The organism is Arcicella rosea (assembly GCF_040543805.1).
Classification (GTDB): domain Bacteria; phylum Bacteroidota; class Bacteroidia; order Cytophagales; family Spirosomataceae; genus Arcicella; species Arcicella rosea.
The window spans coordinates 221,529-236,650 of record NZ_JBEUMS010000003.1 but is presented as its reverse complement, the minus strand read 5'-3'; the positions used below and the strand labels follow the sequence as shown (position 1 = coordinate 236,650).

14 protein-coding genes are annotated in these 15,122 nt (G+C 34.9%); 9 read left to right on the top strand and 5 right to left on the bottom strand.

Annotated elements, in window-relative coordinates; genetic code table 11:
• The first annotated feature begins 19 nt into the window (after positions 1-19).
• Positions 20-370: a four helix bundle protein gene (locus ABID42_RS05640; protein ID WP_367282814.1), complete on the top strand. Its 351-nt coding sequence runs from the start codon at positions 20-22 to the stop codon at positions 368-370.
• A gap of 219 nt (positions 371-589) precedes the next feature.
• Here ABID42_RS05640 and ABID42_RS05635 read toward each other — a convergent pair whose 3' ends face one another.
• A complete protein-coding gene (locus tag ABID42_RS05635) occupies positions 590-1,849 on the bottom strand; it encodes an efflux RND transporter periplasmic adaptor subunit (protein ID WP_367282813.1) in 1,260 nt (419 codons plus the stop codon).
• A 714-nt stretch (positions 1,850-2,563) separates the two neighbouring features.
• Here ABID42_RS05635 and ABID42_RS05630 point away from each other — a divergent pair.
• From ABID42_RS05630 to smpB, 4 genes are all read left to right on the top strand, one after another.
• On the top strand, positions 2,564-5,005 hold the full coding sequence (locus tag ABID42_RS05630) for a penicillin acylase family protein (RefSeq protein WP_367282812.1): 2,442 nt from the start codon (positions 2,564-2,566) through the stop codon (positions 5,003-5,005).
• Between the two features lie 34 nt (positions 5,006-5,039).
• Positions 5,040-5,450 carry a hypothetical protein gene (locus ABID42_RS05625; protein ID WP_367282811.1) on the top strand — a complete coding sequence of 137 codons (411 nt, stop codon included), beginning with the start codon at positions 5,040-5,042 and terminating at the stop codon, positions 5,448-5,450.
• A gap of 246 nt (positions 5,451-5,696) precedes the next feature.
• On the top strand, positions 5,697-6,296 hold the full coding sequence (locus tag ABID42_RS05620) for an OmpH/Skp family outer membrane protein (protein ID WP_323258585.1): 600 nt from the start codon (positions 5,697-5,699) through the stop codon (positions 6,294-6,296).
• A gap of 124 nt (positions 6,297-6,420) precedes the next feature.
• Positions 6,421-6,876 carry an SsrA-binding protein SmpB gene (smpB, locus tag ABID42_RS05615; RefSeq protein ID WP_184137047.1) on the top strand — a complete coding sequence of 152 codons (456 nt, stop codon included), beginning with the start codon at positions 6,421-6,423 and terminating at the stop codon, positions 6,874-6,876.
• Positions 6,877-6,922: 46 nt separating this feature from the next.
• Here smpB and ABID42_RS05610 read toward each other — a convergent pair whose 3' ends face one another.
• The 3 genes from ABID42_RS05610 to ABID42_RS05600 all read right to left on the bottom strand — a co-directional run bounded on the left by ABID42_RS05610 (position 6,923) and on the right by ABID42_RS05600 (position 10,698).
• Positions 6,923-8,686, bottom strand: coding sequence for an ABC transporter ATP-binding protein (locus ABID42_RS05610; RefSeq protein WP_367282810.1), 1,764 nt, complete (start codon positions 8,684-8,686; stop codon positions 6,923-6,925).
• A gap of 143 nt (positions 8,687-8,829) precedes the next feature.
• Positions 8,830-10,029 (bottom strand): L-2-hydroxyglutarate oxidase, encoded by a 1,200-nt coding sequence (lhgO, locus tag ABID42_RS05605; RefSeq protein WP_323258583.1) that lies wholly within the window; start codon positions 10,027-10,029, stop codon positions 8,830-8,832.
• A gap of 120 nt (positions 10,030-10,149) precedes the next feature.
• Entirely contained in the window at positions 10,150-10,698 is a 549-nt protein-coding gene (locus tag ABID42_RS05600) for a hypothetical protein (protein ID WP_367282809.1), read from the bottom strand.
• Between the two features lie 267 nt (positions 10,699-10,965).
• Here ABID42_RS05600 and ABID42_RS05595 point away from each other — a divergent pair, with 267 nt between their 5' ends.
• From ABID42_RS05595 to rplI, 4 genes are all read left to right on the top strand, one after another.
• A complete protein-coding gene (locus ABID42_RS05595) occupies positions 10,966-11,808 on the top strand; it encodes an OmpA family protein (protein ID WP_367282808.1) in 843 nt (280 codons plus the stop codon).
• A 121-nt stretch (positions 11,809-11,929) separates the two neighbouring features.
• Complete coding sequence (gene rpsF / locus ABID42_RS05590; RefSeq protein ID WP_323258580.1) at positions 11,930-12,301, top strand: 30S ribosomal protein S6; 372 nt, start codon at positions 11,930-11,932, stop codon at positions 12,299-12,301.
• Between the two features lie 34 nt (positions 12,302-12,335).
• Positions 12,336-12,587, top strand: a complete 252-nt coding sequence (rpsR, locus tag ABID42_RS05585; RefSeq protein WP_184137058.1) for a 30S ribosomal protein S18 — start codon at positions 12,336-12,338, stop codon at positions 12,585-12,587.
• Positions 12,588-12,694: 107 nt separating this feature from the next.
• The gene (gene rplI, locus ABID42_RS05580) at positions 12,695-13,138 is read left to right on the top strand and encodes a 50S ribosomal protein L9 (protein WP_323258579.1); all 444 of its coding nucleotides are present in this window, start codon (positions 12,695-12,697) and stop codon (positions 13,136-13,138) included.
• A gap of 100 nt (positions 13,139-13,238) precedes the next feature.
• Here rplI and ABID42_RS05575 read toward each other — a convergent pair whose 3' ends face one another.
• Positions 13,239-15,041: a hypothetical protein gene (locus tag ABID42_RS05575; RefSeq protein WP_367282807.1), complete on the bottom strand. Its 1,803-nt coding sequence runs from the start codon at positions 15,039-15,041 to the stop codon at positions 13,239-13,241.
• Positions 15,042-15,122: the final 81 nt, after the last annotated feature.

Genomic DNA, 15,122 nt, shown 5'->3' with positions numbered 1-15,122 from the left:
AACGCTAAAATACACTACAATGAGAGATTTTAAGAAACTACAAGTTTGGCAAAAAAGCCATTTACTCACTTTAGAAATTTATAAAACCACTTCTTTATTTCCGAAAGATGAACTCTATGGACTTGTGAGCCAAATGCGACGTTCTTCTTCTTCTATTCCAACTAATATTGCCGAAGGTTGTGGTCGAGAAAGTAATATTGAACTCAACCGTTTTCTGACAATTGCTAAAGGCTCTGCTTCTGAATTAGAATATCAATTGCTTTTAGCGAAAGATTTAAACTATATTGATTCAGTAGCTTTTTTATCTTTAAATGAAAAAATCAACGAAATCAGAAAAATGATTTATGGATATGGTGCGAAGCTTTTGTAGCTTTTTAGCTGTGAGCTATTAGCCGTGAGCTATCAGCCTTGAGCTTTGAGCAGTGAGCTATGAGCTTTTTTTATTTACATTAAGTAATTTCAAAGCTCTTAACATAAAATCTCAAGACTCATAGCTTTGAGTTGTGAGCAATGAGCTTTTTTTGATTTTATCCTAAGCACAATTTCAGGCAAAGCTAAAATCTCAAGGCTCACAGCTCATAGCTCAAAGCTATTTCTGCTTCTTAATCACCAACTCCTGCATATCTCCGTAATTTTCATAGCTTGAAGTCACTACTTTGTCGCCCGGTTTTAAGCCTTCTAATACTTCATAAAACTCAGGGTTTTGGCGACCTAACTGAATGTCAACTTTATATGCTTTCTGTCCGTTTTCACCTACTTTAAAAATCCAGTTTCCGCCAGTTTGTTGATAGAACCCACCTTTTGCCAATAAAACTGCTTGTGTTTGGTCGCTTAATGAAAGACGAACTTGAAGCGTTTGTCCACGGCGAATGTCACTTGGAGGTGTTCCAACAAATTCCATATCTACTTGGAATCTACCGTTTGTTACTTGTGAGTAAACCTTTTTAACACGCAGTTTATAAGTCTTATCCGAAATCGTAAATTCACCCGTCAAGCCAATGAATACTCTGGCGATATAATGTTCGTCAATATCAGCACGTACTTTAAAACCGCTGAGTACATCAATTTGTCCTAACCTTACACCACGTACTTTGTTTTCACCAATTTCGGCATTTCTTGAAGTAAGTTGACCCGCTACTGGAGCTTTCACCACTAAATCAGAAGCCTTTTTACGCATCAATTTCAAGGTTTCTTGTGTGCGGGCAACGGTTTCTTTCATTTGTGTTAGTTGTGTTGCCGTTGTGATTGAATCTTGTTTTAAGGTTTTTTCAATCAGCGATTTACGTCTAACGTTATAGTTATATAGGTTTAGAGATGATTTATAGTCTTGTTCAGAGATTACTTTTTCTTTATGCAAACGGCTATTCAATTCATATACTCTTTTGGCTTCTACCAAAGCGTTATCAATATCCGCTAAATTAGCTTGTTGACGAATGGTGTTTTCACGAGCCAAATTTTGAGTGTATTGCATTTGCGTAATCAACTGGAAAACAGAAGTTTCACGGTTTGCCAAATCCAATTCAAGGTCGGTATTCGATAATTTCAAGAGCGGTTGTTCTTTCTTTACAATAGCACCATCTTCTACATACAATTCTTCAACTCTACCGCCTTCAAGGGCATCTAGGTAAATGGTTTGGATAGGCATCACAATTCCGTTGACAGGGATAAACTCCTGAAAGCTTCCTTTGCTTACTTCCGAAATCATAATTTTATCTTCCTCTACATTCAGTTTGCTGTTGCCTGTGGTATTGAAATAACTTGCTGCAATCAGTCCAATTACTGCTACGCCACCAATCCACGGGAGAATTCGTTTTGCAGACCATTTGTTTTTTTCGATTACTCTATCCATTGTATTGAAATTAATTTAATAAGATTAGATGTGTTTCATCAATTATCCATTCTGTTTTGCATGATTTATTAACAAGATAATGCCAAAAAGTTAAGTGGTTGATAGCTAGGCATTTGGTTGTATTTTTCTTGAAGAAGTGTTCGGAAATGATACACTTTTTGTTCGGAAATGAACAAGGATTAATGCTTGTTTTTTGAGGTGATAGTAATGTTAAGGAAAAGACAGGGAATAGATTAAGCAATTGTATGGATGTCAAATCCAATAGAAGCCTGATTATTGAAAGAGTGTTTTATTTCGCTAATCGAATCATCTCAGTTAAAACCGCAATTTCCCGCAAAAAACAAGCAAAATTTCCACTTGAAACAGGAACATTGATACTCGGAATAGCAAAATTGCCACCTAAAACCGCAATTATCCGAAGTTAAATAGGGAATTTGCTACTTAATACCGCAATTTCCCGCAAAAAAGAAGGAAAATAGATACTTTAAGTACCAATTTTCCCACTAAAAGGATAAAATTTTCCTCTTTTTTTAGGAAAATTGGGGTAAAAAGAGGAAAGTTTTATCCTTTTAGTGCCTCGCTTGATTGTTGAAAAATCATCCAAGATTAATTCTCAATCAAGATTCCGTCCTTTATTTCCTTACGGAGCTATGTTTAATATAAAATTTCTCTAAATTAGTGCAATTATCGTCAAACTAACATTCACTGATTTCAATGAAATATTCTAAAGCCATTGCCTCGCTTGCTTTCACCATTGCTTTATGTTATGCACTTAATAGAGGTTGGGGAACAGCTCCTGCCTTTGGGCGTTTTCTGAGTCCTTTTACAGGTTTTTGGGTAAATGCCGAAAAACCTTTGAGCGATAAACCTGTTGAGGGTTCTTTACAATTAGCAGGTTTGCAGGATGAAGTAACCATTGAATACGATGAACTTGGCATTCCGCATATTTTTGCCAATAATGACCATGATTTATACTTAGCGCAAGGATACGTTACGGCGAAAGATAGACTTTGGCAAATGGAATTTCAAACGCATTATGCAGCAGGTAGGCTGACGGAAATTGTGGGTGAAAAAGCCTTGGAATCTGATAAGTACAACCGTAGAATGGGGGCAGTATATGGTGCGGAGAAATCTTTAGCAGGCATGATGGAAGACCCACAGTCGAAAGTAGCTTTAGAAGCTTATTCAGAAGGAGTGAATGCGTACATCGACCAGCTAAAAGTAAGAACATTACCCGTAGAATATAAATTGTTGGGTTATCAACCAGAGCGTTGGACGCCTATCAAAAGTGCTTTGTTCTTGAAAAATATGTCTTTCGTATTAGCTTCTGGCACAGACGATTTACGCATGACGAATATCTTGAGAAAATATGGCAGAGAAGTAGCTGAAGAACTTTTTCCGAATTATCCTTTTGAAGAAAGTCCGATTATTCCAACTGGAACACCACAAGATTTTACGCCACTCCCTTTACCAAAAGCACCAGCCGACTTTGTAGGAACTGGAAGTATGAAAGCCAGTACCGAACGTGATAAAGGCATTGGTTCAAACAACTGGGCAGTAAGCGGAAGTAAATCTGCTTCGGGTTTACCACTTTTAGCAAACGACCCACATCTTACTTTAAGTCTTCCTTCTATTTGGTATCAAATGCAATTGGTTGGTCCCAATGTTAATGTTTATGGTGCTACTATGCCGGGTACTCCGAATGTAATTAGTGGTTTTAATAAGGACATCGCTTGGGGAGTAACCAATGTAGGGGCTGATATTGTTGACTGGTATGAAGTGAAATTTAAAGATGCCAAAATGAATGAATATTGGCACGACGGACAATGGAAAAAGATTACCAAGCGTCCTGAAAGATATATTATGAAAAACGGAGACGTTGTATTAGATACCGTTTTATTTACACATCATGGACCAATCGTGTATTTAGATAATGAAAAACCATTTAAGAAAAATATTCCGACGGGTCATGCACTAAGATGGATTGCACATGATAAATCGCAAGAATTAACGACATTCTATCAGTTAAATCGTGCTAAAAATTATGATGATTATGTAAAAGCTTTGAGCTTCTACGCTGCTCCAGCACAGAATTTTGTCTTTGCGAGTAATCAAGACGACATTGCACTTTGGGTAAATGGCAAATTTCCATTGAAAGCTAAATTACAAGGAAAGTACATTTTAGATGGAACAGATAAAATGGCAGATTGGCAAGGATTTATTCCTCATGCACACAATCCACATGTGAAAAACCCAGCAAGAGGTTTTGTGAGTTCAGCCAATCAATCATCTACCGACCCAACTTATCCATATTATATCAATTGGGAATTTGCTCCTTCACAACGTGGCAGACGAATCAATCAGCGTTTAGAGAGTATGAGTAAGATTACAGTAGATAGTTTAAGAGCTTTGCAAAATGATAATTATAATCTTAAAGCGGCAGGGATATTAGATAAACTAATCAGCTTGGTAAAAGCACCAACAGCCAAACAAGCCAAAGCCATTAAAGTATTACAAACTTGGAATAAGCAAAATGATGTAGCCGAAATAGCACCAACGATTTTTGAAACATGGTCGAATTTATTGTACGAATCTATCTGGAAAGATGAATTTGCTTACGATGAAAATATTCCGATGAAGTATCCATCTTTGGATAAAACTATTCAGTTAATCAAACAAGAGCCAACAGCAAAATGGTTTGATAATGTAAATACAAAAAACAAAGTAGAAACGCTGGAAGAATTAGCGAGTACTTCCTTAACCGCTACTTTAGATAGTTTAACCAAATGGCAAAAAGCCGATATGGGCGATACTTGGGCTTGGGCAAATTATAAATCTACTGACATCAAACATTTAATTCCCGGTTTGGATGCTTTCAGTAAAATGAACGTGAATATTGGCGGAGGAACAGGGATTGTCAATGCCACAACCGAACGTACAGGTCCATCTTGGAGAATGATTATACAATTAGGAAAAAACAATGCTGTGAAAGGTTACGGTGTAATTCCGGGTGGGCAATCGGGCAATCCGGGCAGTCCGCATTATGATGATATGATTGAAACTTGGCGACAAGGAAAACTCAATGAGTTATTATTCCTGCAAAACAAAAACGAGAAGTCAGCAAGAATCAAAAAAACAATCAAGCTAACGAAGTAAGGGCATAATTTTAAAATACAAATCAGATAATAAGATGATAAATAATATTTCAACAAGCGATAAAGAAACTACTTTTTTAGGAAAACTAGTTTCAGCATTTTTTAGTCCACTAACCTCAATTATTATTATGTTGGCTTTTGTGAGTCAATACTTTTTTGATTGGTGGGTAATTGCATTGGCGTCTTTTACAGCCTGTTATTTACAGGCAAAATCTAGCGGAGAAGCCTTCCGAAAAGGAGCAGGCGGCATTGCAATGCTTTGGCTTTTGGTAACTTTATATTATCATATTGCTACAGATGGCATCCTTTCTAGCAAAATTGCAAGCATTTTACCTTTGAATGGAAATGCTGGTCTTTTAATCGCTATTACGGTTTTGATTGGCGGTTTAGTAGGCGGTTTTGCAGGCATGAGTGGTTACTTGGTAAGAAGTTCACTCAATAAATAATTGGCACGAAGGCTTTGAAAATGAATGAAAGCACTTAAATTGTAACTTCTTAACAATTAAATAACTTATTGGTAAGCGTGCTTTTTGATATTAACTGTTTGATTATCAGTGTAATATTGTGCTGAATACTTCATTTTCAAATTGCCACAAATTTAGTATATTTGTTAAATTTTTATCTTCTAAATACCCCAACCGAAGACAAACATAATTCAAAAATTATCCCTTGGGGCAGGGGCTTTAACTGAAATGAAAAAATTATCCCTAATCTTGTGCAGTGGCTTATTAGCAATTGGATGTTTCTCGTGTGATAAATCTGCCAACAAGGAAACTGCTACTTCTGGCTCTTCTTCATCAGCCGCTAGTGGCGAAAAGAAAACAGTTTATGTCAATACAGATTCATTATTGGCAAACTATCAATTTTACAAGGATGCTCAAAAAGAATTTGAAAATAAGGGCTACCGCTTACAAGTAGATTTAGGTCAACGTGAAAGATCGCTTCAAGGTGAATTACAAGCAATTCAACAAAGAGCGCAAACAATGACACAAGCAGATTTACAAGCTGCCGACATGATGTTGAAGAAAAAAGGTTCTGAATTACAGCAATACAGCCAACAAAAACAAGCAGCTTTAGCCGAAGAACAAGGCAAAAAAATGCAAGAATTGTATGCTAACATTCGTGAATACATCAAAAAACACAATGCTGAAAACAAATTTGAATTCGTATTAGGTTATACTTTGAGTGGCGGTGGAATTCTTTTTGCTGACGATAGCGCTGACAGAACGAAAGAAATCGTAGAAGGCTTAAACAAAGAATATGCTGAGAAAAAAGGACCAGAAAAGAAATAATTAAGATTATTCTTTAAAGTTTTTATAATTTTGTCAAAGAAAAAGCCGTACAGATTTACTGTATGGCTTTTTTTAGCAAGAATTCTCCCTACACTTTTTCAAAAACAGATTAAACTATATCAAGATGGCAAAGGAAAGCATTGAAAAAAATATAGAAATTAAAAACAGAAGAGCATCGTTCGAGTACTTTTTTATTGAAAAATTCTCGGCTGGTGTGATGTTGATGGGAACAGAAATTAAGTCGATTCGTCAGGGGAAAGTAAATTTGACGGATGCTTATTGTTTGTTCTTGAATGAGGAATTGTACATCCGACAAATGAATATTTCGAAGTACAACGAAGGAACACATTATAACCACGAGCCACTCAGAGACCGCAAGTTATTATTGACAAAAAAAGAAATTAAGAAATTACAGAATAAATTGAAAGACCAAGGTTTAACCATTGTTCCGACAAGAATGTATATTTCTGACAGAGGTTTTGCAAAGATAGATATTGCTTTGGCAAAAGGTAAAAAACTATACGATAAGCGTGATTCTATCAAAGAAAAAGATGTGAAAAGAAGTATGGAACGTGAATAAAATCAGTGATTTAATACGTTCCATATTAAATCACTGATTCGAATTTTTACTCTAGTTCAATAGAATCTTTTTCACCAACTTGTTGTCTCCACATCGCATAATACAAACCTTTGTTGTCGAGTAATTCAGTATGCGACCCATTTTCTACAATTCTACCTTTTTCTAATACAAAAATCTTATCGGCGTGCATAATCGTTGAAAGTCTGTGGGCAATCACGATGGTAAGATGTGTATGTCCTTCCGATACTTCACGAATAGTTTCTGAAATTTCTTCTTCAGTTAAGGAATCCAAAGAAGAAGTCGCTTCATCAAATACTAATAAATTCGGATTACGCAATAAAGCTCTGGCGATACTTAAACGTTGTTTTTCACCACCTGATACTTTTACGCCACCTTCTCCAATAACGCTGTCGAGTCCTTTATCAGCACGTTCTAACAGCGTATTACAAGCCGCTTTTTTCAGTACGTCCAAACATTGTTCATCTGTTGCAGATGGATTCACGAATAATAGATTCTCACGAATTGTCCCTGAAAACAGTTGAGTATCTTGCGTTACAAAACCGATGCGTTCACGTAGTTGGTCGAAATCAATTTCATTATAGTTATGTCCATTGAATAGGATTTTTCCTTCTTTCGGTCGATATAAACCTACTAATAATTTCACTAAAGTAGATTTCCCTGAACCTGATGGACCCACAAATGCAATGGTTTCGCCTTTTTTAGCTTCAAAAGAAATTTTGCGAAGAGCATCTTTATTAGCAGATTGATGACGGAATTTAACGTCTTCAAAAGCCAAAGAATCAATGCTGATAACTGGATATGGATTTGTAGGTTTTACTTCTACAGGAATTTTAAAAATATCTTCAAAATTCTGTAATGATACTTCTGCCTCACGATAAGTATTCACCACATTTCCAATTTCTTGTAAAGGTCCAAAAAGGAAGAAAGAGTAAATATTCAATGAATAAAATTCACCAATGGTGATTTTGTTTTCGTAAATCAAATAGATTAAAACCAACACCATCAAAGCACGAATGAAGTTTACACAAGTGCCTTGCACGAAAGACATCGAACGAACATAACGTACTTTTTTGAGTTCGAGAGCTAAGATTTTTTGCGTGGTAGCATTAAGTTGGGCAATTTCTTGTTTGGCTAAACCTAGTGATTTTACCAATTCAATATTCCGTAAAGATTCAGTGGTAGAACCTGCCAAACCTGTAGACTCTTTTACAATTTGAATTTGAATGGTTTTAATTTTTTTACTCAAAACAGAGCTAATCCAAGCAATCAAAGGCCCTGTTACCAAGAATAAAGGCAGAATCATCCAATGAACCGAAAAGGCATAAACTGAGATAAATATCAAAGCAATGACAGATTGGAAAAGAATATTGATTCCGACCGAAATTAGTTTTTCGACATCAACTCTTACTTTTTGCAATTTGCCCAAAGTTTCACCTGAACGTTGATCTTCAAAAGATTCATAAGGTAATTCAAGCGAGTGGCTAATACCATCGGCATAAATTTGCGCTCCTACTCGTTGAGTAACAGTACTGATGAAATAATCTTGAAAGTTTTTAGCGACTCTACTCACAAAAGCTACTCCGATTGAAGCACCAGAAAGTGGTAAAATGGCATAAAGGAATTCTTGAACGGTGTGATTATCGGAACGATAAACGGTGGCAACATCATCAATGATTTTTCGGAAAATGAAAGGGTCGAGTAATGAAAAGATTTGATTGATTGCAGCTAAGAGCAATGCTCCCAAAACAGTAGTTTGGTATTTTTTGAGGTAACGGTAAAGTATTTTCATGTGGGTAATTTGCTGAATTAAAGACTACTTATTAACCCAAAGCTCAAAAAATAAGTTCTCAATAATGCAATAGGCTTAAAATGAAACAGCCACAAAACTCATTTAAGAGAATTCTGTGGCTGTTTTTGATATATTATGTTTATTTAAAATCGCTTCAATGCCATTTCAGAAACAGTTTGTCCGATAGATAAAGACGACGTTGCCGCTGGCGAAGGAGCATTCAAAATATTGATTACTTTTTCATCTTCAATGATTGAGAAATCATCGAGTAAACCACCAGTACGGTCGCAAGCTTGTGCTCTTACACCTGCACCACCTTCAATTAAATCTGATTCTTGAATATCTGGAATTAACTCTTGCAAAGCCTTAGTGAAAGCTGCTTTCGAGAAACTTCTGTACATTTCTCCTAAACCAGTTTCCCAATATTTTGCTGCTACTTTCTGGAAACCACCCCAAGTAAGTGTATCCCACAATTCTTTTGGGTCGATGTCTAATTTTTTATAACCTTCTTTTCTAAATGCTAATACTGCATTTGGTCCAGCCTCAATTCCACCACGCATCATTCTAGTAAAATGTACTCCTAGGAATGGGAAATTTGGGTCAGGAACAGGATAAATCAAGTTTTTTACTAAATAATGTTTTTCAGGACGAATCTTAAAGTACTCTCCACGGAAAGGAACAATGCGCACATCAATCGGTCTGTCTTGTGACATTTGCGCTATTTTATCAGAATACAAACCTGCACAATTGATAACCAATTTGGTTTCGTAAGTATTTCTTTCAGTTTTGATGATTGATAAAGAATGTCCTTTGGTTACGCCTGTCACTTTTTCATTAAAGAGTAATTCTGCACCAAGCGTTCTTAATTTATCCGCCATTTTTTGCGAAACTACTTTATAGTCAACAATACCAGTTTGTGGTACCCACATTCCTTCTACACAAGTAACGTAAGGTTCATATTCTTTTACTTCGGCAGCTGAAATTTTACGTAAACCTTCCAGACCATTTTGTTGACCACGGATATAAAGGTTTTCTAATTGTTGGCGTTGTTCGTGTTTGGTTGCCACTACAACTTTTCCAGTCAATTCGTAAGGAATATTTTCTTGATTACAAAAATCAATAAGTTGATGATAGCCTCTAATACAGTTGGTTGCTTTCAAAGAACCAGGTTTATAATAAAGCCCAGAGTGAATTACACCAGAATTATTACCTGTTTGATGAACGGCTACTTCACGTTCTTTTTCAAGAACCAAAATTTTCATTTCTGGTCGTTGTTCCTTGATTTTTAGAGCGGTAGCAAGCCCAACGATTCCTCCACCGATTACGATAATATCGTGCTGCATAATATATTTTAGGGTTTTCTCATGTAATGTTTCTGTAAAAACAGGCTGTAAAGATACAACAAAAAGACCTGTGACGATTTAAAACATCACAGGTCTTTTCAAGAAGTCTTGTATTTTATCTTATATCGGCGATAGTTTATAAACAGTTACGATTTCTGTGACCGAAGTGGCAGATACGCCTAAAAATGCTAAATTCATCGACCAAGTAGCATCATCTGTGTTACTTTGTTTTAAAACAGCATGATATTCAATAACATCCTTATTGAAAGTAACAATATCGTAAAGCTCTGCGGGCTGATTTTCGATAGCAAGTTCTAGTTGCTTATCGTTATTGAGCAACTTCCATTTTCCTTTTTGCAAAACTAAACCTTGTTGAAGGCTTGTTATTGTACCATCGGGTTTGAAATTGATTTGAATTTTTGAAATCGTATTACTCAAACCAATATTATTTTGTCTTGAAAATAACATCTTGTTTTTGGTACCAGCCAGCATATTAATCTCGCTGTATTGCCAAAACCCGTTGACCAACGTTTGCTTAACGCTAGAACTAATAGAAGTGTTTTTTACACTTGAAGGAACAACCTTTTCTAAAGGTGTTATGCTTTCATCGCAACTAGTCATCAGCCCGATACACAGTATCGAGATGATAAAGAATAGTGGTTTTCTCATGAAATTTAATGGCGGTTAAATTCATTACAAATATATTAGTAAAAACGACATTGCCAAATGCGCAAAGTCATGTTGAAATTTATACTTACATTAAGAAAGATAAATCCGTGTTTTTCGTTATAAATTTACGATAAGCGTAGTAATTACTTTTTTTAAAGCTGAAATTTTTGTTCAATTTTTTGCTCCTATCTTTTATTTTCATCGAAAACCATCAAATCGTGAGCTAAAAGCGTCCGAACGAATGTACTGTTTAAACGAATTAATCAGATGAAATCGATTTCTTTTTTGCTCTTGTTGATGAGCTTTACTCGTGTTTTTTCACAAGATGTTCAGTCTGCCAGTAAGTCATATTTTCACCTAAAACTGAAAGTATTAGATGCTGAAAATCATAAAAGTTTAGAAGGCACTTTCTTAAAACTATATACGAAAAATAAGCCTCAAAGGGTTGACTCAAGTATCGTTGAAAATGGCTATGCAATTTTTAAGCTTGAAAAAGGAAATGAATATGAACTTTTAGCCCAATTCGACGAGTACCTGACTCAGCGTGCTAGCTTTAATGCCGCTTGTTATCTACAAAATCCCAGCAAAGCATTTTGTGTTTCGGGAATTGATATTGAGCATATCAGTAAACTGTCTAATCAAAGTAGTTTAATAGAGGCTTCGATGAGTATGAAAAAGATTAATTTGAATGATGTCTTTGGCGTTGAACATATTCATTATGATTTTGATAAATGGCAAATCAGAAAAGATGCTTGGGCGGGATTGAATAATTTAATTCAGTTGCTGAAAGATAATCCAAGTATCAAAGTAGAACTTGGGTCTCATACTGATAGCCGTTCTGATGAAGGTTACAACATGGTTTTATCTCAAAAACGTGCTGACGAAGCCGTTAATTTCATTGTAAATAAAGGTAAAATTGCCCAAGAACGAATTATTGCTAGAGGCTATGGCGAGAGCCAATTACTGAATCATTGTAAGGATGGTGTAAATTGTTCAGAGAAAGAACATGCACTTAATAGACGAACAGAAATCAAAGTTTTAGGCTATAAAATCAACAGCAAAGTATCAGAACAACAAAGAGGAACTGCTATTTCTGGGGCGAGAAATTAACTAATCCTGCAAATATCAACTCTATCTTGCTGATTATCAAAAACTTTCTTGGTAACATTTTGTAATTACAAACAGAATGTGTAATTTTGCACTCCAATTTTTAAAACAACATTACATACTTATGGAATTACGTAATTATGAAACGGTATTCATCTTAACTCCCGTTTTGTCTGAACAGCAGACAAAGGATGCCGTTGAAAAGTTCAAAAAAATCCTAACGGATAACAATGCTGAAATCGTAAATGAAGAAGCATGGGGAATACGTAAGCTGGCGTATCCTATTCAAAACAAACAAACTGGTTACTATTACATCGTTGAATTCAAAGCAGAAGGAACGTTAGTAGCTAAATTGGAACTTGAATACAAGCGTGACGAAAAAGTGATTCGTTTCTTGACAACTGTTCTTGATAAGCACGCAGTTGCATATAACGAGCGTAAGCAAAAAGGTTTAGTAGGTAAGAAACCAGTTGCTGCAGAAGCTAAAGCAGAATAAGTAAGACATTCACGAAATTCAACATTTTGAAATCATGACATTAGTAAACGAACCAGTTGACAAAAGCGTAATCCGCAAAAAATATTGCCGTTTCAAAAAATCAGGCATTAAATATATCGACTACAAAAACCCTGACTTTTTATTGAAGTTAGTAAACGAACAAGGAAAAATTCTTCCTCGTCGTCTTACTGGTACTTCTTTGAAATTTCAACGTAAAGTAGCTGTAGCTATCAAACGTGCTAGACACTTGGCTTTAATGCCTTACGTGGCTGACGGATTGAAATAGTTATCATAAATAAGGTTTTAGATAATAGGTTTTAGGTAATAAAAGATAGGTTGAGAGTTTAACTGTCGCCTCGAAGTAAAGCCCTAATATCTTAATAAAATAAAAAAATGGAAATCATCTTAAAGACTGACATCGCAGGTCTCGGTTATAAAAATGACGTAGTTACCGTAAAACCAGGATACGGACGTAACTACTTGATTCCACAAGGTTTCGCAGTTCAAGCGACGGGATCAAACAAAAAAATTCTTGCTGAAAACATTAAGCAAGTAGCTCACAAAGCTGAAAAAGTGAAAATGGATGCAGTTGCTTTGGCAGAAGCTATCGGTGATATTACTTTAGCAATTGCTGCGAAAGTAGGTGAAAGCGGTAAAATCTTTGGTCGTGTTACTACTATCCAAATCTCTGAATCTTTGAAAGAAAAAGGTTTTGATGTAGATAGAAAGAAAATTGCTTTGGATTCTGAAGTGAAGTTTGTTGGTGATTTCACTGCAACACTTGACTTACACAAAGAAGTAAAACACAAAGTGAAATTCACAGTTGTAGCTGACTAATAATTGATAGGTATTATTACCGTTTGATAATTTTTCAGATAAAATAAAGAAAGCATCTCATAATTGGGATGCTTTCTTTATTTTATGCCTATGAGTCCGTTCAATTGATGGCTGCTGTACTGGTGATATTTAAGTCGTAGTGTGATTTGGCTAAGATTTTTACTTCGTTGTTATAAAAGCTAAAAAGATAAATCTCATACTTGTCATTTGGTAGCGTTGAGTAATGTATTTTTTCTTCAAAATCACTTTGAATGAAATCACCTTTCTTTAAGATAGTTTTTATTGAAGAAGCTTTTTTATTTACAGGGAAAAGAATGTTGTGTTTATTAGACTTAAATAAGACAAAAACACTTTCGTCAAAACCATGATATGTAAAACCTGCTGGATTTCTAACAATAAAAAAAGGAAATTCGAATTGACCTTTTGAAGATTGCTTGTTTTTTTCAATCGAAGTCTCCACAAGCATTTTCTTTATTAAAGAATCAGTTTCAGGCGTAAATCGACAAACGCCTTGCTTCAAAGATACTGCCATTACATCGTTGATGAATTTCATATCGCCTTTTCTAAAGCCGTGTAATCCACTTGGAAATTTTATTGGAAGTTTCGAAAGCGATACTGGCTGCATTGTTTCATGGTCGTCAAATGTTCTTGTAGAATCATTCCTAAAGAAAAAATACCTGTTATTCAATTCGAAATTAGCACTGAAAACCTGCATCTCGATTCTTTTATTAGCAAATTTTGAAAGAGAAATGGCATAAGTATAAGCCATAAAGACAAAAGAAAAAGCTACAGAAACCCATATAAATATTTTTATGAAAACGGTGTCTTTTACAAAAGCATTGATTTTTGAAAAAAGATATAAATAAGTACAAGCCGTTAATAACAAGGGATAAATCATATACCTTGATTCCTGTTTCCCATTTCTTAAAAAGAAAGTTAATACGATAATCGCCAGACAAATTGTTGTGATGCCAAAAAGGAATAGTTTCGTTGTTTTTTCTTTTTTAAAGTAACTCTCTAATACTTCAATACCAAAAGAGATATAACATGAGAAAATAAGGAATCCAAAAGCATAATTAAGGGCTGTATTTATTTTATGTTGAGAAAAAATAGGTTCGATTAATAAACTTGGCATTGCTATAATCGCTATTAATTCTTTAGGGTGTTTTAGTCTTTCAAGAATTACACTTTTGCCTGGATAATAATCAGGTTGAGTATAATTGGTATAGTAAAGAAATATTGCAATGATAGAGACTACTAGCCAATAAAAAGCACTTTTATTTTCTCGTTGTAATAAATACAGTACAAAGCCTACTGGAGCTAAAATCATACTGGAAGCACTGGTACTAACCGATAGTGCAAAAAATACAATACTCAAGATTAGTTTATTTTGTGTAATAAAATAAATGGCAAGTACCATAAATAACACAACAGTATAATTTTGTAAAGATGCCATTGCCCATAGCGCATTCTCGTGTGTCAATGGTGAAAACAGCAAAATGCTGATCGGCACTAAAGCCAAGTAACTCATGTTCGAAAACTGTTTTACAAGTAATCTTAGTAAAAACAATATTGACGATATTCCTAGCAACATGAATACTTTATAGTTCAATGTTCCCACAATACTGTAGTATAAAAACATGATTAGCTTTGTATAGGCTATTCTGTGTTCGTTATATTGCTGGAAAAATGAAAGTATTTTCTCTGTAAAACTTAGCCTTTCGTGAAGTAAAAGAAAGTTGTTTAATACGATGTCATCATTGAATGGGAAATCAGTAGAGAAGGTGAAAAAACAATAAAAAAATAAAAGTATCGGACATGAAAATAATAAAATACTGATTAGTTTGAATGGACTTAATACTGAACTGGTTTTTAAAAACAGGTTTTCTTTCAAAGAATTCATTGGCTATTAATTTATTTATTAGCTAAAATTAAGTAAATTTTCGTGTGTACTGTTAAGATTACTGAATTCCTATTCTCTAAA

Excerpts from the sequence above, each read along its gene's own strand:
- ABID42_RS05640 (WP_367282814.1), top strand. The coding sequence starts at position 20 with ATGAGAGATTTTAAGAAACTACAAGTTTGGCAAAAAAGCCATTTACTC.
- ABID42_RS05635 (WP_367282813.1), bottom strand. The coding sequence starts at position 1,849 with ATGGATAGAGTAATCGAAAAAAACAAATGGTCTGCAAAACGAATTCTC.
- ABID42_RS05630 (WP_367282812.1), top strand. The coding sequence starts at position 2,564 with ATGAAATATTCTAAAGCCATTGCCTCGCTTGCTTTCACCATTGCTTTA.
- ABID42_RS05625 (WP_367282811.1), top strand. The coding sequence starts at position 5,040 with ATGATAAATAATATTTCAACAAGCGATAAAGAAACTACTTTTTTAGGA.
- ABID42_RS05620 (WP_323258585.1), top strand. The coding sequence starts at position 5,697 with ATGAAAAAATTATCCCTAATCTTGTGCAGTGGCTTATTAGCAATTGGA.
- smpB (WP_184137047.1), top strand. The coding sequence starts at position 6,421 with ATGGCAAAGGAAAGCATTGAAAAAAATATAGAAATTAAAAACAGAAGA.
- ABID42_RS05610 (WP_367282810.1), bottom strand. The coding sequence starts at position 8,686 with ATGAAAATACTTTACCGTTACCTCAAAAAATACCAAACTACTGTTTTG.
- lhgO (WP_323258583.1), bottom strand. The coding sequence starts at position 10,029 with ATGCAGCACGATATTATCGTAATCGGTGGAGGAATCGTTGGGCTTGCT.
- ABID42_RS05600 (WP_367282809.1), bottom strand. The coding sequence starts at position 10,698 with ATGAGAAAACCACTATTCTTTATCATCTCGATACTGTGTATCGGGCTG.
- ABID42_RS05595 (WP_367282808.1), top strand. The coding sequence starts at position 10,966 with ATGAAATCGATTTCTTTTTTGCTCTTGTTGATGAGCTTTACTCGTGTT.
- rpsF (WP_323258580.1), top strand. The coding sequence starts at position 11,930 with ATGGAATTACGTAATTATGAAACGGTATTCATCTTAACTCCCGTTTTG.
- rpsR (WP_184137058.1), top strand. The coding sequence starts at position 12,336 with ATGACATTAGTAAACGAACCAGTTGACAAAAGCGTAATCCGCAAAAAA.
- rplI (WP_323258579.1), top strand. The coding sequence starts at position 12,695 with ATGGAAATCATCTTAAAGACTGACATCGCAGGTCTCGGTTATAAAAAT.
- ABID42_RS05575 (WP_367282807.1), bottom strand. The coding sequence starts at position 15,041 with ATGAATTCTTTGAAAGAAAACCTGTTTTTAAAAACCAGTTCAGTATTA.